This is a genomic window from Leptothoe sp. LEGE 181152, assembly GCF_032906605.1.
In the GTDB taxonomy this organism is placed as follows: Bacteria; Cyanobacteriota; Cyanobacteriia; order Phormidesmidales; family Phormidesmidaceae; genus Leptothoe; species Leptothoe turfae.
The window spans coordinates 263,051-288,604 of record NZ_JASATU010000047.1; the positions used below are offsets into that span (position 1 = coordinate 263,051).

At 49.1% G+C, this 25,554-nt stretch carries 30 protein-coding genes and 1 CRISPR repeat array; of the genes, 19 read left to right on the forward strand and 11 right to left on the reverse strand.

The window, feature by feature from the left end; translation table 11 throughout:
• Positions 1-3: 3 nt before the first annotated feature.
• Positions 4-396 (reverse strand): hypothetical protein, encoded by a 393-nt coding sequence (locus QGP82_RS23745; protein ID WP_163702812.1) that lies wholly within the window; start codon positions 394-396, stop codon positions 4-6.
• A gap of 325 nt (positions 397-721) precedes the next feature.
• Positions 722-1,036 carry a helix-turn-helix domain-containing protein gene (locus tag QGP82_RS23750; protein ID WP_499061227.1) on the reverse strand — a complete coding sequence of 105 codons (315 nt, stop codon included), beginning with the start codon at positions 1,034-1,036 and terminating at the stop codon, positions 722-724.
• A 276-nt stretch (positions 1,037-1,312) separates the two neighbouring features.
• On the opposite strand from QGP82_RS23750, the gene QGP82_RS23755 reads away from it, so the two are divergent.
• The 12 genes from QGP82_RS23755 (at position 1,313) to QGP82_RS23810 (ending at position 12,908) form a co-directional block, all read left to right on the forward strand.
• Positions 1,313-2,584, forward strand: coding sequence for a bifunctional DNA primase/polymerase (locus QGP82_RS23755; RefSeq protein WP_499061228.1), 1,272 nt, complete (start codon positions 1,313-1,315; stop codon positions 2,582-2,584).
• 223 nt (positions 2,585-2,807) lie between these two features.
• Positions 2,808-3,170 (forward strand): hypothetical protein, encoded by a 363-nt coding sequence (locus QGP82_RS23760; RefSeq protein WP_499061229.1) that lies wholly within the window; start codon positions 2,808-2,810, stop codon positions 3,168-3,170.
• A gap of 118 nt (positions 3,171-3,288) precedes the next feature.
• Positions 3,289-3,612, forward strand: a complete 324-nt coding sequence (locus tag QGP82_RS23765; RefSeq protein WP_499061230.1) for a hypothetical protein — start codon at positions 3,289-3,291, stop codon at positions 3,610-3,612.
• Between the two features lie 2 nt (positions 3,613-3,614).
• Positions 3,615-5,948: a hypothetical protein gene (locus tag QGP82_RS23770; RefSeq protein WP_499061231.1), complete on the forward strand. Its 2,334-nt coding sequence runs from the start codon at positions 3,615-3,617 to the stop codon at positions 5,946-5,948.
• Positions 5,935-6,774, forward strand: coding sequence for a hypothetical protein (locus tag QGP82_RS23775; protein WP_499061232.1), 840 nt, complete (start codon positions 5,935-5,937; stop codon positions 6,772-6,774). The genes QGP82_RS23770 and QGP82_RS23775 overlap by 14 nt, the downstream gene beginning before the upstream one ends.
• 111 nt (positions 6,775-6,885) lie before the next feature.
• Positions 6,886-7,491, forward strand: coding sequence for a hypothetical protein (locus tag QGP82_RS23780; protein WP_499061233.1), 606 nt, complete (start codon positions 6,886-6,888; stop codon positions 7,489-7,491).
• Complete coding sequence (locus tag QGP82_RS23785; protein ID WP_499061234.1) at positions 7,491-7,739, forward strand: hypothetical protein; 249 nt, start codon at positions 7,491-7,493, stop codon at positions 7,737-7,739. Before QGP82_RS23780 ends, QGP82_RS23785 begins: the two co-directional genes overlap by 1 nt.
• Entirely contained in the window at positions 7,736-8,245 is a 510-nt protein-coding gene (locus tag QGP82_RS23790) for a hypothetical protein (RefSeq protein ID WP_499061235.1), read from the forward strand. Before QGP82_RS23785 ends, QGP82_RS23790 begins: the two co-directional genes overlap by 4 nt.
• On the forward strand, positions 8,242-9,126 hold the full coding sequence (locus QGP82_RS23795) for a hypothetical protein (RefSeq protein ID WP_499061236.1): 885 nt from the start codon (positions 8,242-8,244) through the stop codon (positions 9,124-9,126). The genes QGP82_RS23790 and QGP82_RS23795 overlap by 4 nt, the downstream gene beginning before the upstream one ends.
• A complete protein-coding gene (locus QGP82_RS23800) occupies positions 9,126-9,320 on the forward strand; it encodes a hypothetical protein (RefSeq protein ID WP_499061237.1) in 195 nt (64 codons plus the stop codon). Before QGP82_RS23795 ends, QGP82_RS23800 begins: the two co-directional genes overlap by 1 nt.
• Positions 9,289-10,095, forward strand: coding sequence for an FHA domain-containing protein (locus QGP82_RS23805; protein WP_499061238.1), 807 nt, complete (start codon positions 9,289-9,291; stop codon positions 10,093-10,095). Before QGP82_RS23800 ends, QGP82_RS23805 begins: the two co-directional genes overlap by 32 nt.
• A gap of 319 nt (positions 10,096-10,414) precedes the next feature.
• A CRISPR array of direct repeats spans positions 10,415-11,167; the repeat unit is 35 nt; unit sequence GTTCAGATTCCATTACCCCGAAAGGGGACGGAAAC.
• A gap of 646 nt (positions 11,168-11,813) precedes the next feature.
• Positions 11,814-12,908, forward strand: a complete 1,095-nt coding sequence (locus QGP82_RS23810; RefSeq protein WP_499061239.1) for a tyrosine-type recombinase/integrase — start codon at positions 11,814-11,816, stop codon at positions 12,906-12,908.
• On the opposite strand, the gene QGP82_RS23815 is transcribed toward QGP82_RS23810, so the two are convergent.
• The 5 genes from QGP82_RS23815 to QGP82_RS23835 form a co-directional block, all read right to left on the reverse strand.
• A complete protein-coding gene (locus tag QGP82_RS23815; RefSeq protein ID WP_499061240.1) occupies positions 12,905-13,162 on the reverse strand; it encodes a hypothetical protein in 258 nt (85 codons plus the stop codon). The two genes, QGP82_RS23810 and QGP82_RS23815, sit on opposite strands and share 4 nt — an antisense overlap.
• The gene (locus QGP82_RS23820) at positions 13,152-15,698 is read right to left on the reverse strand and encodes a DNA primase family protein (RefSeq protein WP_499061241.1); all 2,547 of its coding nucleotides are present in this window, start codon (positions 15,696-15,698) and stop codon (positions 13,152-13,154) included. Before QGP82_RS23820 ends, QGP82_RS23815 begins: the two co-directional genes overlap by 11 nt.
• A 292-nt stretch (positions 15,699-15,990) precedes the next feature.
• Positions 15,991-16,164: a hypothetical protein gene (locus QGP82_RS23825; RefSeq protein WP_499061242.1), complete on the reverse strand. Its 174-nt coding sequence runs from the start codon at positions 16,162-16,164 to the stop codon at positions 15,991-15,993.
• Between the two features lie 300 nt (positions 16,165-16,464).
• Complete coding sequence (locus tag QGP82_RS23830) at positions 16,465-17,037, reverse strand: hypothetical protein (RefSeq protein WP_499061243.1); 573 nt, start codon at positions 17,035-17,037, stop codon at positions 16,465-16,467.
• 106 nt (positions 17,038-17,143) lie between these two features.
• Positions 17,144-17,356, reverse strand: a complete 213-nt coding sequence (locus tag QGP82_RS23835; RefSeq protein ID WP_499061244.1) for a hypothetical protein — start codon at positions 17,354-17,356, stop codon at positions 17,144-17,146.
• A 189-nt stretch (positions 17,357-17,545) separates the two neighbouring features.
• Here QGP82_RS23835 and QGP82_RS23840 point away from each other — a divergent pair, with 189 nt between their 5' ends.
• From QGP82_RS23840 to QGP82_RS23870, 7 genes are all read left to right on the forward strand, one after another.
• Entirely contained in the window at positions 17,546-18,586 is a 1,041-nt protein-coding gene (locus QGP82_RS23840; RefSeq protein ID WP_499061245.1) for a ParM/StbA family protein, read from the forward strand.
• A gap of 13 nt (positions 18,587-18,599) precedes the next feature.
• Positions 18,600-18,833: a hypothetical protein gene (locus QGP82_RS23845; RefSeq protein ID WP_499061246.1), complete on the forward strand. Its 234-nt coding sequence runs from the start codon at positions 18,600-18,602 to the stop codon at positions 18,831-18,833.
• Between the two features lie 45 nt (positions 18,834-18,878).
• Entirely contained in the window at positions 18,879-19,172 is a 294-nt protein-coding gene (locus QGP82_RS23850; protein WP_490795170.1) for a hypothetical protein, read from the forward strand.
• Positions 19,173-19,245: 73 nt separating this feature from the next.
• A complete protein-coding gene (locus QGP82_RS23855) occupies positions 19,246-19,626 on the forward strand; it encodes a hypothetical protein (RefSeq protein WP_490795169.1) in 381 nt (126 codons plus the stop codon).
• A gap of 11 nt (positions 19,627-19,637) precedes the next feature.
• Positions 19,638-20,483, forward strand: coding sequence for a hypothetical protein (locus QGP82_RS23860; protein WP_499061247.1), 846 nt, complete (start codon positions 19,638-19,640; stop codon positions 20,481-20,483).
• The gene (locus QGP82_RS23865; RefSeq protein WP_499061248.1) at positions 20,483-22,138 is read left to right on the forward strand and encodes a hypothetical protein; all 1,656 of its coding nucleotides are present in this window, start codon (positions 20,483-20,485) and stop codon (positions 22,136-22,138) included. Before QGP82_RS23860 ends, QGP82_RS23865 begins: the two co-directional genes overlap by 1 nt.
• Positions 22,139-22,531: 393 nt before the next feature.
• Positions 22,532-22,951, forward strand: a complete 420-nt coding sequence (locus QGP82_RS23870; protein ID WP_499061250.1) for a hypothetical protein — start codon at positions 22,532-22,534, stop codon at positions 22,949-22,951.
• Positions 22,952-23,017: 66 nt separating this feature from the next.
• Here QGP82_RS23870 and QGP82_RS23875 read toward each other — a convergent pair whose 3' ends face one another.
• From QGP82_RS23875 to QGP82_RS23890, 4 genes are all read right to left on the reverse strand, one after another.
• A complete protein-coding gene (locus QGP82_RS23875; protein ID WP_499061251.1) occupies positions 23,018-23,392 on the reverse strand; it encodes a hypothetical protein in 375 nt (124 codons plus the stop codon).
• A 208-nt stretch (positions 23,393-23,600) separates the two neighbouring features.
• Positions 23,601-24,413, reverse strand: coding sequence for a ParB N-terminal domain-containing protein (locus QGP82_RS23880; protein ID WP_499061252.1), 813 nt, complete (start codon positions 24,411-24,413; stop codon positions 23,601-23,603).
• Positions 24,414-24,490: 77 nt separating this feature from the next.
• Complete coding sequence (locus tag QGP82_RS23885) at positions 24,491-24,958, reverse strand: hypothetical protein (protein ID WP_499061253.1); 468 nt, start codon at positions 24,956-24,958, stop codon at positions 24,491-24,493.
• Positions 24,927-25,247, reverse strand: coding sequence for a hypothetical protein (locus QGP82_RS23890; RefSeq protein ID WP_499061254.1), 321 nt, complete (start codon positions 25,245-25,247; stop codon positions 24,927-24,929). The genes QGP82_RS23885 and QGP82_RS23890 overlap by 32 nt, the downstream gene beginning before the upstream one ends.
• Between the last annotated feature and the right edge of the window lie 307 nt (positions 25,248-25,554).

Below are 25,554 nucleotides of genomic sequence, written 5' to 3' on the forward strand. Positions count from 1 at the left end.
AAATTACAGAAGTAATGAGCCTTCTAATTGGCCGACTGTGTCAATCAAGTTTTTGGATGGGTTATCGGTGACACCCAACTCTTTTACTAGTCGCTGGTGCCGTTGATAGATTTGCTTCCATTGGTCAAACTGCATAAACCCACCACGGGCTTTGTATTCCTGGAATCCCTCCGTTAACTCATCAGGTTCTAGGAACATGCAGCGGTCTGGATGAGTGGCCCAAGCCATAAGCTTTTGAAACTCATCAGCTTTTAGCTCGTAGGGTTCTCCGGCAATGCAAGTTATCCAGTAGCTGTCACTGCCTCCTTCTTGTTCTGTCATATGGTGAAGCTCAGCAATATTGCCGGTTAAGCCAATGACGCGATTGTCACTCAGCTTTAAAAACTGTTGTTGCATAAGAGTTTTTTGACACTACAAACTGTGGCCACGTATGCGGCCTACCTCACGAAAACCTGAGGAGTTAGATCACACGGACACAGACATTAATCGGTCATAATCGATCAGTCCTTTTTGAATACATCGCGGTATTGAATTGGATAATTTGCGGCGTGGGTGGAGCCACGCCGCAGTCAATTTGTCAAGACTCAGAAACTGGTTCGAAAATCTCGAATTTTCCTCTTTTGAAGGGAACGTGTAAAGATACCTCCTAACGAAATTTTGGAAGGATAGACGCCTGCAGATTGGATCTACTCGCACCGCAGGTGTCTTTATAACTAAATGACTAGTGGAGAAATGGTAAATCTCCATTTTGAGTATCATCTGGCAAGGCATGAATATCCACACCAAAATGCTCCTTCAACAACAAGTCAAGATTTTTTATCTCAGGAATAGTAAACGTAATCTCACTGCCACTCTCACTACGAGAAATTTTCTTAGCAGAGCAACCAATAAGTCTGGCAAACCGTTCTTGAGATAAACCAAGGGCTTCTCTTAAGCGCTTCATAACAGGCCCTGTAATTTGCTCATTTGAACCATTCGGATCTAACATAGCATGTATCAGGCGATTCGTCAGTCGAAGCGCCCGGGTAGACAACATGCAAAGGGGTTCTTGTTTGGCGACACGATCACCCCTTTGCCTCTCCTATTTTCCCGCGTCAGACGATACGTCTAACACCCCGAACGCATGAACTACCCTACGATGCTCTGCTCATTTTTCAAAATAAATTGAAATTGAACTCACATGCGTATTAACCTCCTAAATGACCCGCCGCCGAGCGATTTAACCGCCAGGCGCTTGTGTGAAACATTTCATTACAGATGGCGAACGATCCAACGTACCGACAATACTGAATGGATTACTCACTCATTCCCAATGCGCCCGCGTGCTCTGTGGTCAAGATGGCAGGACGCGGGCGTTTTAGTAGGTGTCCGATTCGCTAACCAAACCCGTTACGCCGTTATCGATATTGACGCTGGTGGCGATTATCACAATGCCGAAAGCCTGGATAAAATCCGAGAAGCCCTAGAAACCATAGGCATCGTACGTACTATCCTTACCCGATCATCCTGGTCGGGTGGCTGGCATCTCTACTGCCCATTGCCAGCGCTGGTGAGCACGTTCAACCTGGCATGCACCTTAAAACATGCATTGGAAGCCCAAGGCATCAAGGTAAAGCCTGGTCACTGTGAAACCTTCCCTAATATCAAACCCTACGCCCGTAAGTGGGAGGTCACTGAATACAACGGTCACCGGCTCCCACTACAACCTGGTTCGGGAAGTTGCTTAATGGATCACAATCTTGCTCCCACTGCTGGAGACCTGGAACGGTTTTTCTGGCAGTGGGATTTTTGTATGCAAGCCCAGGATCTGTCCTTACTTCAATCAGCATTGGAGCAAGGCCGTGAACTGCAACGTAAACGACGGCGATCGGTCGCAGGGAAGGTTGAGCTATGGGTTGATGATTTACGCCGTGAAATCGACCTTGGTTGGACAGGCCAGGGGCAAACAAATGGCATCCTCAAAGCGATCGCATGCTATGGACGGGTATTTGAGGGCCTGGCAGACGATGAGCTGTGGACCTATGTAGAGCAAATGGCGGTGACCCGTGATGGATATCACGAGTGGTGTCGTCATCAGGGTGCGATCGCAAAAAAAAGCCGAGCCTGGGCGAGATGGGCCACACGCTTCTGGTGGCCAATTGGATCTCAACCCACGACTACAGCTGTGAGCACTATTCAAAACCTAAACGACGAGCGCCAGCTCGACGCCAGGAAGCGGATATCTCAAGCCATCACTTACTTAGCCAAAAGAGGAGAGCTCTTAGAGGGTGTTACGGCAAGGATGACTCAATTATGCAAGTTAGCGCAGACATCCGCCCAGACCCTTTACAAAAACCTAGCCCTTTGGCATCCCGACCATTGGTGTGTAATGCCAGACTCAGAGCGCGATCAACCGCGATCTCAGGCAAGTAAAGAACCGTTAAGTGATTCTGCAAAATCCTTGGTATCAGAGGGATTACACACCTTTGGGGGGTTACTGAGGTGTGTTCCCGTGACGGACGCCCAAAAAAATCTTTACCCCAGGGGAGGAGGAGGGGGTTCAGGGGGAGGAGAGGGGTTTTCCACAGGCTTGCAGGGATGTTGAGCTGTGGAAAACCCCAAGAGTGACTTGGCTCTCAGAGAGGGTCCTATCGACTTCTCAGATCAGATAGCGAAGGTAGAGGTTTTGATGACTATTGCCGGACTGTCGTGGAGATCTCCACTGATAAATCAATGGCTAAACCAATGGCTAGACTGCCCCACAAAGGAATGGTGTAGCTTTAACGACCTGTTGCTGCTGGAAGAAAGGCTGTGTATTGAGCTGATAGATGGAGGATTGGCGCGTGCTTAAGCTACTGGATGCATTAACCCGAATTGCGATCGCCTTGGAGCGCCAGGCCGAAGCTCAAGAACGGATAGCCACCACAATAGAAGAGACAGAACTGCCCGAAACCATCGACAAACAACAGGCAGCAAAGTTGTTGTGTGTTTCCCCCAGAACAATCGAGCGATACCACGAACACTGGTTAGAGGGGGTTCACTATTTCAGGGAGGGTTCACGCATCACTTACAATCGCCCATTGTTGCAGGACTGGCAAGCCAATAGAGCTAATCCTTTAGTTCATCAACGAGCCATTAAGAAATGGCTAAAAACATTACCCAGCTACAAAAGTTATAAGAAAGGGGCTTAATAAATCTCCTTACCCATAGAACTTGTCCGAACTGGCATCTCAGTGAGTTCTACACTTGGACGTTTAAACAAGATCTTAAGTACTATCGGAAGGTACCAAAAGCTTGAACTAGTGAACGATGCAATTCCAAGCCAGTCATATTCCCGCCGATATCGACACCTACGAAAAGCTAGCCGCCTGGGCATGCACCATCCTCAATGCTCACGGGTTTGCCCTCGATTACAACGAACGCCCCCCCTCTGTCGTCACTGGCGATAGTGGCATTCAATCGCAGTTTGAGCGGAACGGCCCATTCATATCACATCAGAAGGACCAAAGATTAATCTTCCGCTGCGCCTTCCTTCTGGAGGATGACCACGCCAGTGCCGCTTATGACATGGAATACAAGGCCGTCAAGGAAGTATTAACAGCTCCAGTGAATGTTGACTTCATCCAAAGCTAGTCATGCCAGATTGGTCGCGCTACACCGTACAGGGGGGGCAGCTCCCTGCCGAAGCACTTCAACACAAACCCTATAGCCCGCAACCAGCAGACCCTAGGCCCAATCCATGGACAGCCAGGCAAAGACCGGGGTTTCAACGAGCCGCTAATCACTTTGCGTCAAAAAATCATGCGGCGGCACCAAGGCCCTTGAATGTGAGGATGCCATTGAACCTTAAGCCCGTGTCCCCAGTGAGGGCGGCGGCGCAAGGGATGAGATTACAGGTCCCCAGAGCTAGAACGGCCATCCAATCCGTAAGACTTCCAGCCCCCGCAAATGTTCTTTCAAATCTATCCGGTCCCCAGAAAGCTAGCGCGGCCTTAGCTACCGCCACAGCCGTAGGAACAGCGGCCTACAATCTCGGTCAAGGCCAAGGGCCTGCCCAAGCCACAGCCAGGGCCTTAGCTGACCCGTTTTCAAGTGCCGCAGGAATGATCAGCGAAGGCCTACTCAACGCCCCTGCTGGACTGGCATCCACATCAGCGGCCCTCATGAGGGGACGTTCAGCAGCTGACGCCGTTCAAGCGGGCAGACGGTTCGACAACTCGCTAGGCGCTGATGCCGTTTCCGGGAGAGTCAATGACTTCTTCGGCAATATAGGTTCAGGGATAGACAGCTTTTTCGGTTGGAGCAGAGCACCACACAGGCAAAGCCGGGAAACGCCTGATCCAAGCTACGGGACTGAGCCTGACTTCTGGGGAGAGGCTGGAAAGAGGTACGACGTCACGTACGAGCCATCCAGAAAATACGGCGAAGACTCCTCTCAAGGGGCAACCGACTGGATTCCTCTAGGGCCAAGAACAGAGAGAGGGGTAACCGGACCGATCGGAAAGACCAGCTACAGTGACCCCGACAATGTCACTGGAAATCACAAGTTTATTGGTGTCACCTCTCCTGATGGCGCGTCCCAGACATTCGATAAATTCAGAGAAAGACATATCGTATTCGGCACAGGAACGAGCAATTCAGAGATTATTGACGTTCGACTTGAAATTATTGATGTAGTCGAAGTCTCTAGCGGGAAATCAGCAGGCAGAAAGCCGAACCCATACGTTCCTCAACCAGCCCCCAGGACACCGGGGTATGGTGAGGGTCAGTCATCGCCTGAGCCAAGTACGTCAACACCCAGTCCAGCCTCACTCGCCCTGCCCGCAGCAGCTGCAATCGGTCTCGGTGCCGCTGCTGGGCTTGGGGGACCCGGACCCGCCAAGCCCAGCACGCCAGCGGGTGGACCAGGGGGTAAGCCGAGCACGCCGAGCCTGCCTAGACCGGCAAACAAGCCGAGTGCTGCGCCTGGCAACGGTGGGGGTGGTCAACCGAACCTGCCCCCTGGAAAGAAAGGCGACAAATGTGGCTGTAACAAAGGGATCTTGGATGGCGTTAAAAAGCTTTTTGCCAACAATGCCACGGATGCCGCCCAGCTGGGGCTGTTGACAAAAATTGATGCAACCACCACGGCCAATAGTGTTGGCATCGCTGCTAACAATGCGCAAGGCGTCACGATATTAACCCGGTTGCAACAGGCTCAACAATTTGCCGAAAAGGCCTGGCAAAACACCCATATCGATAAGCTCATTAATCTCATGACCCTTGTCACCGTGCTCCACAATGGCGCAATGATCAGCCGTGACATCGGTGAAACGCTGGGCTATGTCGTGAGTAATGCCTTAGCCGCCGTTGGGGTCAAGGACGAGGATGGCAACGCATTGGATATCAATGGCTTGGTGGGTGACAGCGTTACCAATTTCATCAAGTCAGTAGTGGGTGAAGACGTTTATGAAGACACCCGCACTTCATGGCAAAAGGCAAACCGCGTGCTTCAGGCTGGCAGTAACATCATTTGGACCATTCGCAACATCAGCGATACCACATCAGACCTGATGGAGTGGACCGCTGAAAACACCGGCAAGATTGGCAACGCACTTAAAAAATATGGAGTTGTAGGAGAGCGTTCATATCCCTGGATGACTGAGCGCGCCAAGGTACAAGATGCCTACCGCAATAAGCTAAGCCGTGTGTTTGAGGGCCTGGAGTCAGTCGAAGACACCGCTGATAGTCTCGCCGTCGTCACCTCCAATGTTCGTGAAATTCAAGAGGAAGTCACCGAACTGGGAGAAGCAAGACAACGGTTTAAAGATGCGATCTCAGATGTGGGACCCGACGATATACCAGGGCAACCAGAGAATGAACCAATAGCCACCGCTGCCACCAATGAACAGCAAGTCAGTCAAGGCCCAGATGTAGTTATTGGAACCGACGCTGCTAAAGGAGACCCTCCAGACGATGCCACTCCCTGACAACTTCAGCCCAGTTGAACACCTTCAAGACACCATCCGCCGTACGTTTAAGCGAGAAATACGTGAATGGTTCAAAGATATGGACCTGGATGGTGATTTAGATATCAGCACTCCCCGGAGCAGCCTGGCGCTAGCCTGTGACCATCGTGATGATGACTCATTCAACATGACTATCGGTCGAATGCTGCTATTTGAAACATTGCGCGGGCGCTTTGCAGATCAGCTTCTACGTGGTGGTTCAGATGGTGTTGACGTTACCCGCTACAAAGCGGCTGTCCACCGAAAGTTAAAGCCTCAAATCGTACTTAGATTTGCTGAAGATGTTGGCGACACAGACGCGGGTTATGCACCGGTCGATGGTCGAATCTCCTTCAGATTAATGGATTACGATGCATCTACCATCACTGAGCCGATTGCTTTAAACTATGCCAACCGCATTAAAGCTAATTTCATGCAGGCTGAGGGCTTTGTGTGGAAGAAAGGGCGAGAAATGTGCTCATATTCTGATTGGAGCAAGGGCTACCAGCTTCAATTGCTCTGTCGTTCAGAAACTGAGGGCCGTCGAGTAGTCGAACAAGTTCTCGATATCCAACAGGAAACACCCGACTGGTCCTTGTTTAATCATGAGGTGAACGCAGAACCAACAGAGGCGTATCCAATAATCCCAAAACTAGACCGTGTGTATGGACAAACCCGACGCCTTCCTCGAACTCGCCCAGTCGCAGACGTACGTTTTCAATGGGCAAAACTACTGGTACACGGTCTACCGAATCCTATAGTTTTGGCAGACCGATCAGGCATTTTGCCTAATGCACTCGTCAATTAGCCTAACTCTGAGCACTAGAAAACTTTAGCTAGAAAGGTTAAACCTTTCCGGGCAAAAACTTTCGATATTTCAAGAGCTATAACGGGGGTGATTCACCTCAGATAATTCACTATGGCCAGACGATTACCCAGCTGGGTATTGCGCCGTCGCGCTGCTCAAGCTGAAGCCCGAGAGAACTACTACGCGACGCGCAACGATAGTAACGATACGTTTAATTCCAACGTAGAATCATTGCCCCGAATCCTGGTTGGGTATCGTTCACTGAATCAAAAAATTGGGGCAACGCCAGTCCATGCCAGCCTTCTTGTGCGTGCATCAGAAACCGCTGTCAAGTGGTTTGAAGGGGTTGCCGATACCGGCGAGCTGACCGCTGCCAACACCCGATTAGGGTTGGAATACGCAGATTTAGCAGACTATATCGAGGTCACTAAATTTGAGATTTCCAAAATACACGCGGTCTTGGGGGCGACCACACCCACCGCTAAACGTACACCTTGGGGTACCCGGTACCTCTCGTACACAAAGTCCGGTGAGGGCAGCGCTCGCAGCAGCTATACGGCACCCATCTCAGTCAAGACTGGGGATTTCACGGCTGCTGACCTCAGAACTGCGGCTCAAGCAATTGCCTCTCTTGCCAACATCCGTACGGAAATCAAAGAAAACGGTCGGATGTGGATGGAGCCCGAAAGTGAGGACTACACCCTGGATACCGACTAATGCAAACGCTCTCGCTAGACAGGAAAGACCTAGCTAACCATTTGGCCACGCCGATGATCATCTTCGACCACCAAACACCGGAGGAAGTCATGATAGCGGCGGACCAAATGGTGCAACGGTCATTTGCACTCCAGCAGTTCATCCAAGGACAGCTCAACTGGGATGACTATCTCATGCTGTTGGATGACCATGGCATAGACGCCATCCACGCCCACGACGATTGGGTCAACGGCATCACCTACCTATGACGCTTAAACTTGACGTTACGGGAACTGGAAAATGGGAGTTAGCCTATCTCGATACGGTTGTCGCAGAACCAGAGCGGCTAAGGTTTCGTAAGAACCACCGCCGACTGATAGACACGTTCGACATCCCGCTAGTCTTTGATACGCACATCCTGGCAGTTGCCGCTAGTTATGCCCAAGCTCCAGCGACTTGGTACAACTGCGCGGATATCATCCAGGTGGCCATAGGGGCCACCATTGATGATCCAGACATCTGGGAAAGTAGTACCGGCACTGAAGCGATTGTGGTGGGCCGTCAGCGACTCCGGCTCAACCAATCCTTAGAGCTGTTTGTCTTCCCCCCAGTCTCATCCGACTTACGCATTAGTTTCTCTCCCCTGCCGTGGATACCTGAGTTCAGCTTTGGCATCTATGCCTTTCGGGGCCAGGCCACAAACAGCATTGAGGAGAAAATCGACGCCGCCAGAGCGCAACTTGTGACCATAGAGGCCAAGATTGACTTGCTATGACATTTACCCGGTCTGTCCAAATCATCAAAGCCTTTCGACCAGGCGTACCGATTGCTGAGCTACGGTTCTACCAACCTGGCACGCTGGAAAGCTCCAGTTTGAGGTTTAACACGGTCTATAACGGCAAGATCGTGGAACTGGCGATTTTTACCGGCCTCAAAACGGTACAGGACATTAACATCTGGATTGAAGACTCAGACGGGGAACGCTTCACCTTGGTTCAAAACCTGAGGCTAAAGCCCAGCGTCAAGCGCGTTGATCTATTGGAATTGCTGGGCGGCGGGGAACCGCTAAGTGTCTCCCCCAATGCCATCCTAGGAGCCACCCTGGTTACCCCCGAACGCCGGGCGACTACCGACGACATCACTATCCTGGGCTATGCCGATGAAGTGGGTGAAACGGCGACAGCCCCCGGCACTAGCCCCGATCAGGAGGTCTATTTAACGGTCCCTGAGCAGGCAAGCGATTTATTTATTTCGACGAAAGAGACCAATCGAAAAATACCGTGGACAGCGTCCCCGAGGGCCTCTGATGATGTTTGCTATCGAATTGGTGACGACATCACGTTATCGCCAGATGGCAAAGACATCACGCTACCGATTGGCACCTTCGATATTTGGTATCGCATCCATTTTTCCACCATGGAAGGCTATGCCGTGGTGGCCATCTTGGATTCCGATACGTTAGAGCCACTGAACAAAAGCTCGGTGGCCGTAGCTGAACCGGGCAGAGAACCCGGCAAAATCCGGGAAGCCATAGGCAGGGCTGTCTTTTTTGTGACGTCACCGATCACCATTAGCGTCGGAGTTGAGTACGCGGACTCGACTGAGGATAAACGGCTGAGTTGGTGGGAATGCTGGTGTCACATACAGAAACGCTGATGGGCTCTATTCCCCCTGGGCAGATTGCTCCGATGGGGACGGCAACCTTGCCTGTCAAGCAGCTGCAAACGCTCCTGATTAGCCTTAACAATCAGGCGGTTGAGATTTCTATCCAGGATGGATCTCTGGAAATAAAAAACCTCACTGACCACACGGTTTTTTATGCTGGCTCCTGTTTACAGCCAGACGATTAAGCTCAAGTGGCACATGGCAATGCTACAAATCCTTGAGTACAGGCCAGGGCGCGATCAGCCCATTAGACACACGATCAATTTGGCCCGACTACCGGCCACCATTGGGCGATGGGACCAGGCGACCTACCCAGTGGCTGTTGGCATGGATCCACGCCTCGTATTTGTGCGCTCGATTTCTCGTATCCATGCCACGGTGTACCGCGAGGGGGACCAAATCATGCTCAAAGATGGGGGCGACCAACCGAGTCGCAACGGCCTCTGGCGCAATGGGGTGCAATTGAATCGCCCCGTGCGGATCTATGAAGGCTGTGAATATGCGCTCGTGCCCAGGACAGGGGACTATGGCCTACTCCTGAAGTGGCCTGTCACTGAACCGAGCACTGACTATCCCACCCTGGGACTTGAAGATGTGGATAGTTTGAAAGCGGAGTTGAAGGACTCTGACGAGCAAATAGCGACCCTGACGACGCAAGTTGACCAGCTGACGATTCAACAGGGAGCCACCCGTGATACAGCGCTCTCGCTACAGAAAGAGGTCATTACGATCAAAACTGAACTCAGAACTGTGAAAGCCAAAAATCTGCGTCAGGACTCACGGTTGAAGCAGCAGAACCGATGGTTATTAGGCCTGGCTATCGTGGTGTTGGGCGCTACATCGCTATTGCTGTTTGGCGATTCCGATACGCTGGAGCTGATTTGCAAAACCGTGCTGTCCGTGATCGGCATTGTCAGCGCGATCGCAGGGTTCAATCATGAAAAAACATCCCAGAGTTAATCCGACTGGAGGTGGTCGATGACAGACCAAAGAAGCCCAGATAGACGATCCACAAGGCTCTTAGAGATGGCACTCAAAATATTAAAATTCATCAGAGGGGTTAGGATTTAAATATCCTGATGCTAATCTGAGGGGGTTAGACGAACCTTGAAAACCTAATTCTTCCGTTGACCCCCTCAGATTGATTACTGTGAGGGACATTCAAGCGTTTTTCACAGGGTCTTATTGGGAGTCATTTTCGATTGTGTGGGGTCAGTTTTGCCCCCCTCAGATTTAGGTGTCTGGAAAGCCCTAACCACAGTAGTTTCAAAAGGTAGGGGTTCAGATTCCATTACCCCGAAAGGGGACGGAAACCATTGCAGGCTTCTGCTTCCTCAATAGACATTGCATACTGTTCAGATTCCATTACCCCGAAAGGGGACGGAAACGGTTACGGCTTCTGTTACTTGCGGGGCATCAATAGGGTTCAGATTCCATTACCCCGAAAGGGGACGGAAACCATTGGTTGGCAATTCAAACCCTGACTGATTCAAAATGTTCAGATTCCATTACCCCGAAAGGGGACGGAAACATGAGACATGACCCCGAAACCCGGGAGCACGTTCCACTGGTTCAGATTCCATTACCCCGAAAGGGGACGGAAACCAATATTGGCGCTCAACCTCGTTCGCACGGGCAACCGTTCAGATTCCATTACCCCGAAAGGGGACGGAAACGTTCACCTTCGGCGTCATCCAAGCGGGAAGCTGCTGGTTCAGATTCCATTACCCCGAAAGGGGACGGAAACTACAGTGTGGTCAAGACCTGGTATCCAGATCCAGAGTTCAGATTCCATTACCCCGAAAGGGGACGGAAACTACAGATCATCGGCGTTAATGTGGGTTGGTCGCACAGTTCAGATTCCATTACCCCGAAAGAGGACGGAAACCGGTTGAAGCAGAGTTCTTTTTCTCCAACCATTTTGGTTCAGATTCCATTACCCCGAAAGGGGACGGAAACCTTAAAAGTATCAGTCGAAGCCCCACCACCACATGCGGGTTCAGATTCCATTACCCCGAAAGGGGACGGAAACATTGATTAATTGCTGTAAAACCTCTCCGCCCACCGAGTTCAGATTCCATTACCCCTTTGAACATACAAAGGGACAGAAACCGGTCCTGTTCAATTTGTTAGGGGATTAATTCAGAGGTTGCCAATTCCATTACCCCGAAAGCGAACAAAAACTTTACTGCTGAAAAAGACTAAGTAAATAGTCGATAACTGGACCACGCTTGTACGTTATTTTGCTCAATCACATGACATACATACGTTTCATGCAATATCGAGTAATTTTGGGGTAGTAGGGGTCGTGGGTTCAAATCCCGCCGCTCCGATTGATTGAAACCTCCCATGTATGGGGGGTTTTGTCGTATCTAGGGTCAGTGGCTTAACACTTCATTTTGAGTATGTACTACCCGATATGACACGAAAAAATAGGGTTTTTAGCTTTCTATTGGTTGCGGATTGGTTGCGAGCATGGCCTGAATAGTACAAAAATAGGTCAGTTCAATTTTTTATTTTTTACTGTATACCTAGGAGTATAGGAAGGTCCTACACAGTCCTACACGCCCTACACAGCTCTTTCACTACAAGGGTTTCAGAGTGTAGGACTTCATTTTAAGTCCTACATAGCGCCCTACACAGTCCTACACACCCTTTCACCGTAAGGGTTTCAGCCTATGCCAAGAACGTCCAAAGGTGAAGTTAGTATCCTGGATAAGGATGGGATGATACAGCTTTACTGGAGATACCAGGGCAAACGCTACTACTTCAGTCCTGGGTTACGGTATGACTCCATCAATATTGAGGTTGCAAAAAGACGGGCGTCACAAATCAAGCTCGATATGCTGTCGGGTCATTTCGATAAGTCCTTGGATCGCTATCGCAGTGATCGCCCACCGTCTAAAGGGTTAGGCGCTGTAGAGCTGTTTGAGAAATTCATTGAGTGGAAAGTCCAACGGGTACAGCCACGAACACTAGACAAGTACCGAGGCTTGGTTACCTGGCTTAGAGAATTCTTTGGTAATCGCTCAGTCGATGAAGATAGTGCAACAGAGTTTCTTGGCTGGCTGCAGGAAAACATGGAGCCTATCACCGTTAGAGAACGCCTGGTCTTATTGCGAGCCGGTTGGAAATGGGGACTTGAAAAGAAGCTGGTCAGTAATAATCCTTGGTCTGATTTACAGATACGCAAACCACCAAAACAACCTACCAGGCCATTCACCAAGGAGGAGATTAAACGCATTTTGGAAGGCTTCGAAAATAGTCGCTATTACAGTTATTACACCGACTATGTGAGATTTCGTTTTAGCACTGGGTTTCGTAGTGGAGAGATTAACGGCCTACGCTGGCGGCATTTCAACTCCGATTGTTCAGTGGTTTGGATTGGTGAAAGTCATACCCATGGCGAATTCAAGGACACCAAGACAGGTAAAGCTCGTGAGGTAAAGCTATCGGTATCACTCTCAGAAATGTTGCGATCGCAACTAACAGAAATTAGCCCTGATCCTGATGATTTGGTTTTCCCAGCTCCAAAGGGTGGGCCTATCCATGAAGGCAACTTTGCCAAACGCGCTTGGAAAACTGTTCTAGGAGATGCAGGGATTGACTATCGGAAACCTTACAATACCCGTCACACCTTTATTAGTCATGCCCTGGAAGCTGGGATGAGTCCGATGGAAGTAGCCAAAATTACCGGCCATGATGTGCGGACACTCTATGAGGACTATGCAGGGCTGATTAAGTCTCATCCCACTACACCAGACCTGTTTTAGCACCTACGTTTCGCACCGCTGGGAAGAGAACGCCTAAAGTTCTCTATAGCTGTTTGGTGAGTTTCAGGTGCATCCTGATTGACTAACCAATCAAGGATCATTTCTTTGATATAAAGGATAGGAGCTGTGGGACCTTTGCCACGCCGAACATAGTGAACCCCTTGTATCCAACTGTCTCGTAGTCCTTTTAACGAATCAGACTTACATCGCAACAATTCACAGGCTTCCTCCGTAGTTAGAAGACTAACTTGCATTTACTGGATGCCTCCTTTTGACTGCGACCTGTTGACAGAAAAACTCCATCTGAGGTTCGCTTAAGCGTTCAAATTCTCTGTCAAAGGTGGGGCTATCCATTTTGAGTAGGTTGCTGAGCCGTTGAATAGCTCTGTCAGATAGTGGTCCTTCTTCACCCTGGCTATGAGTACCGTTCAAGGCTTTGGAAACAGTTTCTGGCAAAACAAAGCTGTCAGGCTGGCCAATAGAATCAGTACCCACTAATCGAATCCCTATGAAGCCTGCTCCTCTATGTCGATCTTGTTTGCGTTCCGCATCTATGCCAAGTTGACTTTGCAATAAGTTCTCCAAATCTTTTGAGAAGTTATTGAGAGAAATAGGTTTGACGTTGGCAGACTCACAATAGTCAACATAGTTGGGATAGAGACAACTGACTTTGTCGTTTGATTTATTACCCGTTTTTGTCCAGCATTCGGCTTCTACATCAACTCGATCATTTACCCACTGAGCTAGGCTATTAGTATTTAGTAGGGTTGTTGCTTGGAAGTCTGCCATTGAACCTACATACTGCCGTGGGTTGCGGATATAGGCTTCCATGAGTTCGTCAGGCATAGCCAGCACCCAGTTAAAAAGACCTGGTAGATGATCTGCAAAATCACCTCTTAGTGAGCCATCGGGCGCAAATTCCATCAATGATCGTCGTTGGCCATTGGGAACGATGCGATTAAAGTAAATTGGTATTCGTCGCCTGAACAAAGCATTAGTGTGATCGGAGGCAATTACTTCTTTGTTGGTGGCTACCATGACCCAGCCTTCCAAAGTGAAACCATTGGTATAGTCTGGATTCTCTCCTTTTCGCTCCCATGGAATATAGTCCTCACCTGTGAGCTGCTTAAGCACATCAACAGCAGTAGGGTTGTAATCAGCATCGGGAATAAAAACCAAGCGCTTACCCATAAAACGGGAGGTTTCAAAGCGACTGCTAGCTATTCTAGAAAGGCTTGTACTGACAGTATTTGAGCGTCCTAGGAGGGCCTGAATTAATCGAATGAGTGTCCCTTTGCCAGTACCGCCAGGGCCAATAATCTCCAGATACTTTTGGAAGTCTGTCCTGCCCATTACTATTGCTTTTAGGCAAGCTCGAATGAGCTGAACAACCGTTTCATCTTCATTTACTGCCCAGCGCATCCACTCAATGATCGGGTCACCCGTCGCACTTGGTAGATATTCGTAAGGCAGTTGCCAAGTAAAGCCATACTTGGGGCTATGGGGCAGAAGAGTATTGTCTGAAAGGCGCAAGACTCCATTTTTGAAGGGAACCAGATCACGTTCCACGGGCCATTTCCGCACCGACACTCGTTGAGCAAGTAATGTTGCAGAAGACTCTACAGAAGTAAGCCCATAAAATCCCTCAGCTCCAGTAGCATCCAGCTCCCGTTGGATCAGTTCCTTTACCTCTCTATCCGATACTCGCTCCCATTTGCCGGGGGTACTTCTCCCATAGGCATAGAAACTACTGAAATCTAGGCGATATTTCAGCTCATCACCCCAACTCACTTCCATTAGGCCAGCGATCGCTCCAGATGGAGCCATGGTTGTCTGTCCTGTGGGTGAAATGGTTACGGCATCATTTAGGCAGTGTTTAACAGGCCAAGAACCACGAGATACGCTATCCTTTGCAGCTTCCTTACGTTTCTCTATCTGGGCTTTGGCCTCATCCTCTCGATAGGGCCTTTCTGCGTCAGCTTTAAACTTTCGGATTGCTGGCAAAGATAAACTTTTGCCGATCCATTTCTTACTGTGAGCTTTGACAAATTGCTCAACCTTAAGGGCTAGAGTTTCTCCGTTGCGATCGCACAGATATGCCAGCTCAAAAACTTTTCGGTACAGCTTATCCAGGGACTCAATTTGTTTAGGTAGCTCCTGTTCCCAGGCCAGCAGGAACGTTAACCAACGTTCTAGAAAAACCCTGGGAGATACCGCTGCTTTTAACAGGTCCTGGAAGTCATCAGCGGTTTTACCAACCTTGAAGAATTCCTCACAACCAGCTTTCGGACCACACTCCAATGGGATTAACTGAATCTTTCCCCTCAGATGCAGACCTGCCTTAATCAGAGCTTGCATTACCCCCCCATTGGTCATGCCGTCTGCATCAAACAGAACAGTTTGACCTGTGCTCGCTGGCAAGGTGCTGGGGACGTGAGAAACACCTGCCGTTGCTGCAACATTTACCTTCCCTCTCTGAGTGCCTATAAAGGCATCGCACCAACCTTCGGTAATGGCTTCACAGTCTTTTATGTTGCCAGTAGGACTCCATGCAGTTGGAGTACATTTCTCTTTTTTAGGATTGTGGTATTTGGGCTTGGCTGTGTTGTACCTTAGTTGGCCATAACCACCACCAAAAGGAAACCAGATACCAAAGTCCAAGGCTTTGAAGCCTAACAGCTGAGTCGCCTCTCCTTCGGTGACCGAACGAACACCATAGTTTTTTGTTGCCAGATCGATTTCTTGATCAATCCAGCCACGCTTGGCTAGCTTTGTCCTAATTTCTAGCATTCTTCGCCCCCCATGACTCAATTAACCGTCCCTCGGTCTCTTGGTATTGCAGGGATGAGCAAGTATGCGATCGCCATTGATTTAATTTCTCAGCATCGCTCAGGTGATCATTATTGACTGAGCGATACGGAATTTTGCGACCCATATATAATGGGTGTACATTTGTTTTTTTTTGCTCTATCATTTTATTGAGTTGACAACTGTGGTTGACTCATAGCGAATACGTTGCTCGGTTTGGCAACTATCAACGTGTCGCTTATTTTTTGATTCGAGGCCGCTTAGTGGATTATCTCTAGGCGGCTTTTTGCTGGGACTGTCGCTCAGCTTCTAGACCTAGAAGAATGAGATGGGTTAACTTAGCGCTTTTTGTTGCACCAGGTACGCCTAGCAAGGCCCGGTGAAGATCGGGCTTCAATCGCGCTGAAACAACAAAAACGTTGTCGCGTCGCTCACGTTTCTTGCTCATTTCAAAACTCTCCTCAATTCAATCAAGCATATAACATTTTTCAAAGCCATGGGTATACCTAATCCATCAAAACGCCTACCTATCAGTGATCGTGTACTTTTTCGACTTGTACGCGACACTTTATATTTTCCTGTTTCACTGAATGTTCAAACCAGAACTGCGACAAGGGTTTTCACAACTACAAGCAACAACTACAGGCAACAGATTTTGAATCCCCATCTATAAGATCAAGCTATTCTTACGGCTAATTCATTTGTACTTCTAATCATTTCAAGATATTAAGAGGTGATATCGCACCCTCTACTCATCACTATCTGGCAGCTGCCAAGGTTCAATACCAACGTCCCGTAACTGCTGTCGTAATCTTTCGTTTTCCTCACGCAGTAGATCGGGCTCTGCGTAAGCACCACCCAAGGCTTCGAGGCTAGATTCTAGTTGTTCAATTCTCTGGGTGAGCGCCTGATTGTATTCATCCTCAGAACGTTGTACGCCGAATGCGGTATCAAAGCGTCGAGCTAGTGACTCCGTAGTCAGTGCAATGACTAGTGTCAATGCCTGTTTATTGCCCTTGCTGCACTCGTACACCCAATAGGCGGTTACTACCTCCAGAGTTAATGCATTGAATCGGGTGCTTCCTCTTCGTCCTTGAGCACCTTCAGCTTCAATACTGTCGGGCGTATAATACTCACCCAGCAAGGCTTTAGACCCCTTTGACCCTAAAAAGCGTCGGGCGTTAATTTCAGGTTTTCCGATGATGTCAGCTGCTTGGGTTTGGCTCATGCGATAGGCCCCATCGGGTAACATAAACCCATCTAAAATTAGTTCCCCGATTTGGATAGCGGCTCGGGTAGCTTTTGCTGATGATTCACTCATGGACTTTGTGGCTCATATTTTGCGATATATGACCGGCAAATCAATATGTGGGTCATATGTGAACAACAATGCTCAGAAGTCGATACAGATGTAGCGATCTCAACCCTCAGTTTTCTTTCCCTTCGCTTGACTGAGGCAGTTCACCTGAGTGCTTTGCCCTTGCAACATCTTGCCGGATCAATTGAATAACGTAATTGCTCACTGACCGATCAGCACGTTCAGCCAATATCTCAAGGGCTTGCTTGAGATCGCTATCGATATACAGCGTGACTCTGGGCTTGTCTGACGGCACAAGACATTCATCGTTTTGGACAGTCATAAGTCTACTTTGGTACACATTCTTTTGCTAAAAGTACTTGCACAGTACATGTACTTTAATGCTACCTTAGCAGACGTAAGGCAAAAAACGGTTAGTCAAACCAGTCGCCGCAGATTTAAACCGCTGATTACCGTCGCTGTCGTTTTTCTCTCATCGTCCGTAAGAATGCAATCAACCCCAGGCACAGTAATGCTTACAACAGAATCTACCCAACAAATCACTTCCCAATCAGTCGGTTTACTCAACCTCTCAGGACCGCAACAGCCCGAGACTATCCCTATGGGTATTGCAGTCGGTGCTGGCTGGGTAAAGGCTACAGATGGTGTCCAACGTGTTAAGGCTCGGTCCCTAGTTTTAGAGGCTGAGCCCACTGATTTTTTTGGTGTCAACTCTCAAAACTGGCGCTGTGAACTTCTCAATTCTCCTGTCGGCCAAGGTGTTTTTTACATTGGTGACAAGTTGGATGACACCACGGGGGTTAAATCACTGGCCAATGGTGAGAAAGGTAATTTTTACCCAGTGCTGGCGTTAGCTGCGATCTCGCAGTTGTTGCCAGAGCAGCCGCCCTATCACGTTCATACCGTAGAGATTGCCTGTAGCATCCCCACTCAGGCAATGAAGGGCCAGCTAACCAACCTGAAAGGTCACCATCTGGTGAATGTGAACGGTCGCAATGTACAAATCAATGTGACTCGCGTGGTGGCCCAGCCGGAAGGATTCGGTACCTGTGTTGCAATTGCGACAACGCAGAGGGCACGGGGTGTTGAGGCGGCCTCGTTTGCGGTGCTAGATATTGGCTTCGCGAATACGACCATCTGCGGTCTGGATGCTGAAAGTACGCTGCTTGGCTTTCATAGCACGACACCAGGCGTTGCTAAGCTCTACGAGACGATCGCCCAGCGACTAAATACTAATGGTCACGCGGCAACTGTCGAAGAAGTGCGGCTTGGTGTGGAGACACCTGGGGGCCCAACATTTCGACTTAAAGGGCATGGCAAAACTGACTTTCAGGCTATCTACTACGAAGAGTTAGAGCGCTGGTTTGATGCGCGGCTATCAGCTATCCAGACGGGAGCTCAGTCGATCCTGGACAAAGCTCAACACAAGTTTGTTGCTGGTGGTGGTGGTCAGCTGCCAGGGGTCAACGATTTGGCCAGAGCTCGTGGTTATGGCATCGCCAGTGACCCACAGGGGAAAGAAGTTCATGGCCTATGGCTGTTAGCTCATTAGGGAGGCGCGACCCATGGCAAAACAAGAAAATCGGATCACATTACCCCTACACGTTCGTAATCGTGCCCAGCAAAGAGCTGATGAACTGGGCTATGGCACGGTGCTGGATTATCTCGTGGAGCTGGTGGTGGTGGACACGTCGCCACTAATCACCCGCCAACTCGCACAGGTAAGCCCACCCCCACCGGCACAACAACAAGCCCCCGTAATCACAGCCACTGCTGGTAGTGACTGGGGAGAGGTTTAACTTACTCAAATCTTTAGACACCAACCCAACACCAACGACAAAACTATGGAACTACAACGACTCCGACAACTCAGTCAAGGCATCCCCCAGGCTCAATACAAGCTTGGCCAGATTGTTGAAATCACACCGGTTGAATTCGACACGTTCGGCAATGACACCTTGGCCCTAGTCCTGGCTGTACATGCCTTCAATGATTCTGAGGGCAACATCCCTTATGTCGGATATAGCGTACAGGTTACCGATAGTGAGCCATCTGAAATTAATGATTTCTTTGATGGGTTCGACTATGAGAATGTTGAGATCATTTTTGAAACTCAAATCACACGGGTACTTGACTAATACAACAAAGGGATAGGAAGCCCTGAGAAAGCCCTATCCCCTCTATCCCATTGAGAAACAGGATTTAAACATTATGCACATCAAACCCCTGGAATATCGGGTTCATATGGCGTTGTTGGGCTGTATCAGCGTTGCCAGCCTGTTTAGCACAGTGAAGTTGAACAACACGATCTCAGCTTGGAATGACCAGCGTGACGCTAGCGCAGCGCATCAAGCGCAAATCAAAGCTATCGAAAATAGGGCTGATATCGCCCAGGCTGCAATCGACAACAAGGTGGACCAGTACGACTCTGTCAATCTGGGTTGGTACACCTGCGATCCAACTGATGAGCCCATTTTCGTTACGACTGCTTTTGTTGATGACGAGTATTTAGAAGTCTCGGACGCCAACGACCGGATCATTGGCTATCTCGAATACGGCACCTTTACCTTTCAGCCCAAGAACTGCGCGTAGGAGCTCTAACAATGGTTGCAACACCCAATAGCAAAAAGAATTCAAGCCCTCCTAAAACCGACCCTCAACCCACGCCTCAACCCACCATCCGAGACGAACATGTCATTGTTTCCATGGTGATGAGCCTTCCGCGCTGGGGCCAGCGCTCCTATCGGCATCTATCCAGTGTGAAAGGGTTTGGCATTATTGCTAGTCTGATGACGCTTTACTGCGCGGGCCTGTCGATTGAGTCGATCATGGTCTCCATGCCCGCAACGATGCGGATGGGAGACTATGCCGGTATCGCTCGGGGGAGGGGGTCCAGAACTCAGCTAGAGGCTATTAAGCGCCAACGCCGCTTTATTCCTAAGCCCTACGTGGATGATGGGGCAGAGTTAGGCCGACTGAACCCCTGGCCCAATCTCCAACGCAGCATCCTACAGAACTATTTTCAGTGGTTACCGATGTGGATTAAGGGGCAAGTTGCGTCTGACTATTGGACCGTCTGGAATCAACCCGCCATTCTTGCCTTAGCGGCTGTTTTTGCCATCACAATCCAACGGTTTGAAGGGATGATTTGGCGCAAGAAGAGCACGATGGAGACCTATAAGGAATTTATCCAGGCCAATGCTCAGAAAGAGGTTGAAGCTGACCCCAAGGCGATCGCATTGGCCCAGTACAAAGCTGCTCAACACAACGCTCAGGGTATAGGCGGTATCGTCGGTACCTTTATTGCTGTGGTGCTGCTGTATGGCCTAGAAATTGCGGCCTTTGTGGGAAGCTTTGCCGGTGCGGGTAGCTGGGTGGTCAACACCATTTATGGATTCCTGAATATCTGCGGCTTTGAGCTGTTTGATCGGATGGGGGATGACCAATAATGCAATACCAAAACGGGTTTGTATCAGAATCACGGCAGCTCAGAAATAAAGGCCAGCAACTCAGCCAGCTGCACCAGATATATAAAACCTTAGGCCTGGTCACCACTGGAGTAAGTAGTTTAGCGCTCGTTACCTCTGGCGGTGCCTTACTACCTCTCATCATGGGTTTGGTCACCTATGGGGGCTCGGTGCTTTCTGAAAATCAGCGGACTAAAAAGCTGAAGCCGTTGCCCTGGGTATCAAGTGATCTAACTGCGATCGCATCGGGAGCACTCCATCAGGAAACCCAATCCACACTGGGTACCCAGGCTCATCACTATCTAGACCCTGAGGATAAAGCGCTCTTCTACCTCACCAACTTTCAGGGACACAGGCTGACCCAGCTGGCAGACCAGATGGAGCCTGACCAGGTGATCCACCACATTCTGACGAATCTGGTGGATCACCTGGTCACAGCCCATGAGCCAGCATTGAACCATCCTGAATTGCTGGGACAGGCTCTAAAAACGGATTTCTTTGACAGTGCGATCTCAAATCTACCCAAGGCTGCAGCCCAGGTCGTTGGGGCTAAAACTCAGCTAGCGGCTATGGATGTTCAAGCGCTACCGGTGAGCCATGAAACGCTGGGTCAATCCGCTGAAACCCGCATGGGTCAAAGTGACCCAGAGACCCAACCCAGTCACCCAGCGCCAGGCGGCTTACCAATTCGTGATGATTGGCAAGCAGTATTCTCTCGTGTCGTCAATCAGGCTGAATTTCCCAGCGTGTTTATCTATGGCAGACAGGGCAATGGCAAAACGACGATGGTTAATTACCTGCTAAGCCTGATCACGAACCGCAAGGTCGTCTTGGACCCGCATTACCGTTATGGCGCTTGGAAAGGTTGCGAGGTAAAGGGTAAGGGCATGAACTATGTCGAAATAGACGAGTACATCACGGAATGCTTGGACGATATCCAAAGCCGTTATCAGATGTATGCCACGGTGCCCCACTATCAGCCTGATATCGTCACCATCGTTTGTGAAGAGCTGACTAACTGGGATGAACACATCAGTAAAGGCAAAAAGTTCACTAAGGCATCCCTAAGCGACTTTAGAAAAGCTGGGTATCAGTCCATCAGTGTTTCCCATGGTGAAACGAATACCGCCCGTGGGGGTGCATCCGGTACTCGCAAGATGCGCGATGAAGGGGAAGTGCACATCAAGTTAATGGCCAAGGGCAACGCGCGGATCACGTTCCCAGATGAAGCGCCGTTCATTCTGCGCTATCCCAATCTAGAGCCCTACACCCAGGCGGCTGATGATGAACCGCCTATCGTCGATATGGGTGCTATTCGGGCTGAACCTGACAGCTTAAATGCACTGCTCGAGCAGACGGTTCAGCATCCGAATGAGCCCTCAGTTTGGGACGCTGCTAAGGCTCAAATGGTTAAAGTAAACAGTCCATTACTGCCAGTAATTGAGTGGATTGAAAACCGTGAGGGTAAGGAATTCACCCTTACATTAGCCAAGGAAAATAAACAGTTAAGAGCGGCTGTTGATGGCGTAATTGGACTTGATGGAGATAGTCCTAGGGCAAAGATTGAATGGGCAATTCAAGTGCTGCTTAAACGTGAGCTACTTATCTATTCTGATAGCCGCTATAAACAGATTTAAGGATGTCTTGGGTCAGTGGGTTGGGTCTGGGTTGGGTCAAAAATAGTTGCCTGGGTCAACGCTGGGTCAAGCGACCCAGTGACCCAACCCAGAAACCCAGCGACCCAACCCAGCGATCGACCCAGCGTTGACCCAGCAAAATAAAATGCTATAAAACCGTTTGATTCTTAATAGGGAATACTGGAAAAATCTGGACAATTAAAAGTTCAAAATCTGCCAAAAATACTCACCAATTAAGATGAGATCGATCTAGCCGCTAGTACCTAACCTTTCGTGGCTCTGGGCACGCTTCCAATACTGCCCGGTGCATCACTCAGGAACAGCAAAGCCTCAGGGTTGCCGTCGAACTCACCCCTGAGGCCTCTATCCAAAAAGGAATAACCAACTATAACAATGAATACATCACCAGACGAAGCTAAACCACCTGTCGTTATCGAGTATCACCCTAATGTGCCTGGCTGGACATGGGAAGTTCAGACTCCAGATGGCCCGGCAAAATCAATGGACTATTTTCCATCTAGCAGCGAAGCCATGATAGATGGACTAGACGCCTATCGACTAGCCCAACATCAGCATCAGGCAATGTTAATTCTCTCTAGTGCTGTCTCGATCGCAAGGCAGCAAGGGATAAGCAACTATGACTTGATTCAAGGATTCGCTTCACTTACGTTTGCCAGTGACGATAAAGATTTTAAGAAAGCGACTGGCCACCTAGAACGCGCAGCTTATGCAACTATTGGTGAAACATCATTTCTGGATGATCCAGAAGCTCTGTATAGCCTGATGGAGAGGATAAACGAACAGAGGAGCTAGTTAAAAAGACAGAGTGCTATATCACAGCACTCGTTGTCGCGGGCAAGTTGCGTTTGCCCGCGACAACTAACTATTAGGTAGCTGGTTTGTTGCTTTCAACCATCGGTGAATGTAGTCCTGATGGGTTTTATGATCATGACGATAAGTAAACCAATGATCCACAATGGCATGGTTATAGCCAACTCTGGATTTCCAATGGACGCCTTTAAGCCAGCAATATGAGCCATCCGTCCATTCCTTATATCTATACTTTCTTAAAGTGCTCTCACTAAGATTCCACTCGATTGCAGCATCCTTGGGCTTCAGCCACTGTATAAGCATTGGACCGTCTGATTGATGTCCGGCTAAGAGCTGTGTCTGTAGCTGATGTATTGCATCTAATTTTTTCTCCATTCGCTGCTGCACCTGCAAAATGTGCTGCAGTAAGTGTTTGTCAATCATGGGAATTTGAGAAAGACCATCTCTTCTCAGACTCTCATGACATTAGTTTCCAGTATTTGAAGATAATGCTGTTTAGTCACATGCAAGCTGGACGTACACACGACAATTAACTCAACTGTAGTGTAGAAGTCCTTACGCACCAGCCTAGAAACGACAGATGCCGCACAATCTGCTTCATCCTTATGACTATCCACCAAAGCATTACCACTCACCTTTGTGGTGGGTCAGTCAGCAGTAAATCATACGGTTTCTGTTCCTTAAGCCATGCGATCGCATCACAGCATTCCACAACTGGTCGTGTCTCAGCTGTCGTTACCTGGGCTGAGATCGCATGCTCACGCTGTTCTTGCTTAATCTGTTTGACAGCTTTATTGACGGTCATCTTGCCATCGCGAATCGCGTCAATTAGCTCAGGCTTTTCTTGCTGAACCTTTTTTACCTTTTGCACTATTTCTTGACCAACACCGACAACGGATGCAGCTTGCTTTCGCGAAATCGCGGGCGTTTTCTGACCTATAGCAGCCTTGCTAGTGCGTGGTTTGGTTGCTACTGCAATTGGCTTTTCTGACACATTTTCGCGATCGTTTGTGTCGGGCGTAACCTGTATAGCTGGCGAAGTCTCTGGGCGCTGCGTGGCTAGATTATGTCGGGCGTAATCCGTTTCTTCTTGTTGTGACGAATTCGTCACAACAAGGCTTTTAGCCTTAGCCCTGTTTTCCGCTGTTCTTAACTGCCGCTCCTTCGCCAGCTTTTCAAACTCTGGCATGACCTCCAAGGCCAGCACCGCCCGCTGACTCGTTGTTAGATGACGTCGCTCCAGGTTCCAAGACATGACTGCCTGCAACGCTTGCTCAGGAGTGCCCCTGAACTCACGAAACTGAGGCATAACATCCGCCTCTTGACAGGCTAGATAGCGATTGCGGCCATCAAGGATCTGTTCCTCATAAAGCCAGATCTTGTCTCGTAATCCATGTTCTGAAATGTCTGTTACCAATGAGGCAAACTCTTCTTTTTGCATCATTGGACAAAAGTTTGCATATCGATGAAAACTGTATTTCACGATTGACTACCAAAGATGTCAATGAAGAGCATTAAAAGCTATCTCCTCCGACCTTTATTCCGCTTTTGCAGGTGTGCTGGTAGCTCATTACTAGCTTTGAGCCACTGGTGAATGTAGTCCTGATGCGTTTGGTGATCGTATCGATAGGTAAACCAGTGGTCAATAATCGCAAGATTGTAACCGCTACGTTTTTTCCAATGAACACCTTCAATCCATTGAAATGATCCATCGTCCCATCGCTTAACTCGATACTTCCTGAGAGTGCTAGTGCTTACATTCCACCGCTTGGCAGCATCTTTAGATCGTAACCATTGGCTAGGGATGGGGCATTCTGGCTGTCTTTGAGAAAGGATTTGTTGCTGTTGGAGTTCAATGCGTATGAACTGTCGCTCCATCCGTTCCAGCAATTCCAGAATTTGCTGCAATACCTGCGTTTTAACCATGAGGACCTGGGGAATGACTTTCCTAAGGGTCTCATGGTTGTAGCTGCCAGATTGGAGGTGCATCTATCAGCTGTTGCATTACTGCGGTCCGTCGCCTTAACTCTTGCAAAGCATTGCGTCGTTGAATACGTTTCTGCCAATCCCTATGGTTGTGGCTGCCGGTTCTTCCCAGACTCATGGTTCTTTTCCCATTGGCTAGGACCCGATCGCAACGTAACCGGGCATAGACAGTAGCTCTACTATTGGGACTGTAAGTATCTATCCAACAATTTGCTGGGGCCACGGGGCCATCGTCACGGATCGTTTGTTCCAGATTGCTCAATTCGGAAAGCACAGCGTATAAAGATTTCATGGTGGCGTGAGGTCTTCAGGTTTACCTCCATTCTCTCTAATGTCGTGAGGTAATACCAAATATCTCACGACATATATACGTACTATTCACATATGCCAAAAGCCTGCGATCGTTTGGATCGTGTACATTTCTGATTTGTACACGATCATCAGCTGCAACTCTACTCACCAGGAGGTTTCAACTGATTTCAGTTAGAGCCAGACTCCATTTTTATTCAAACTTATCAACCGCTGTAGCGACTTCTTCGTAAGCTTCTTATCGAAATTAAGAGACTTAGCTTTCAACAGATCGTGCATTAAGATTGTTT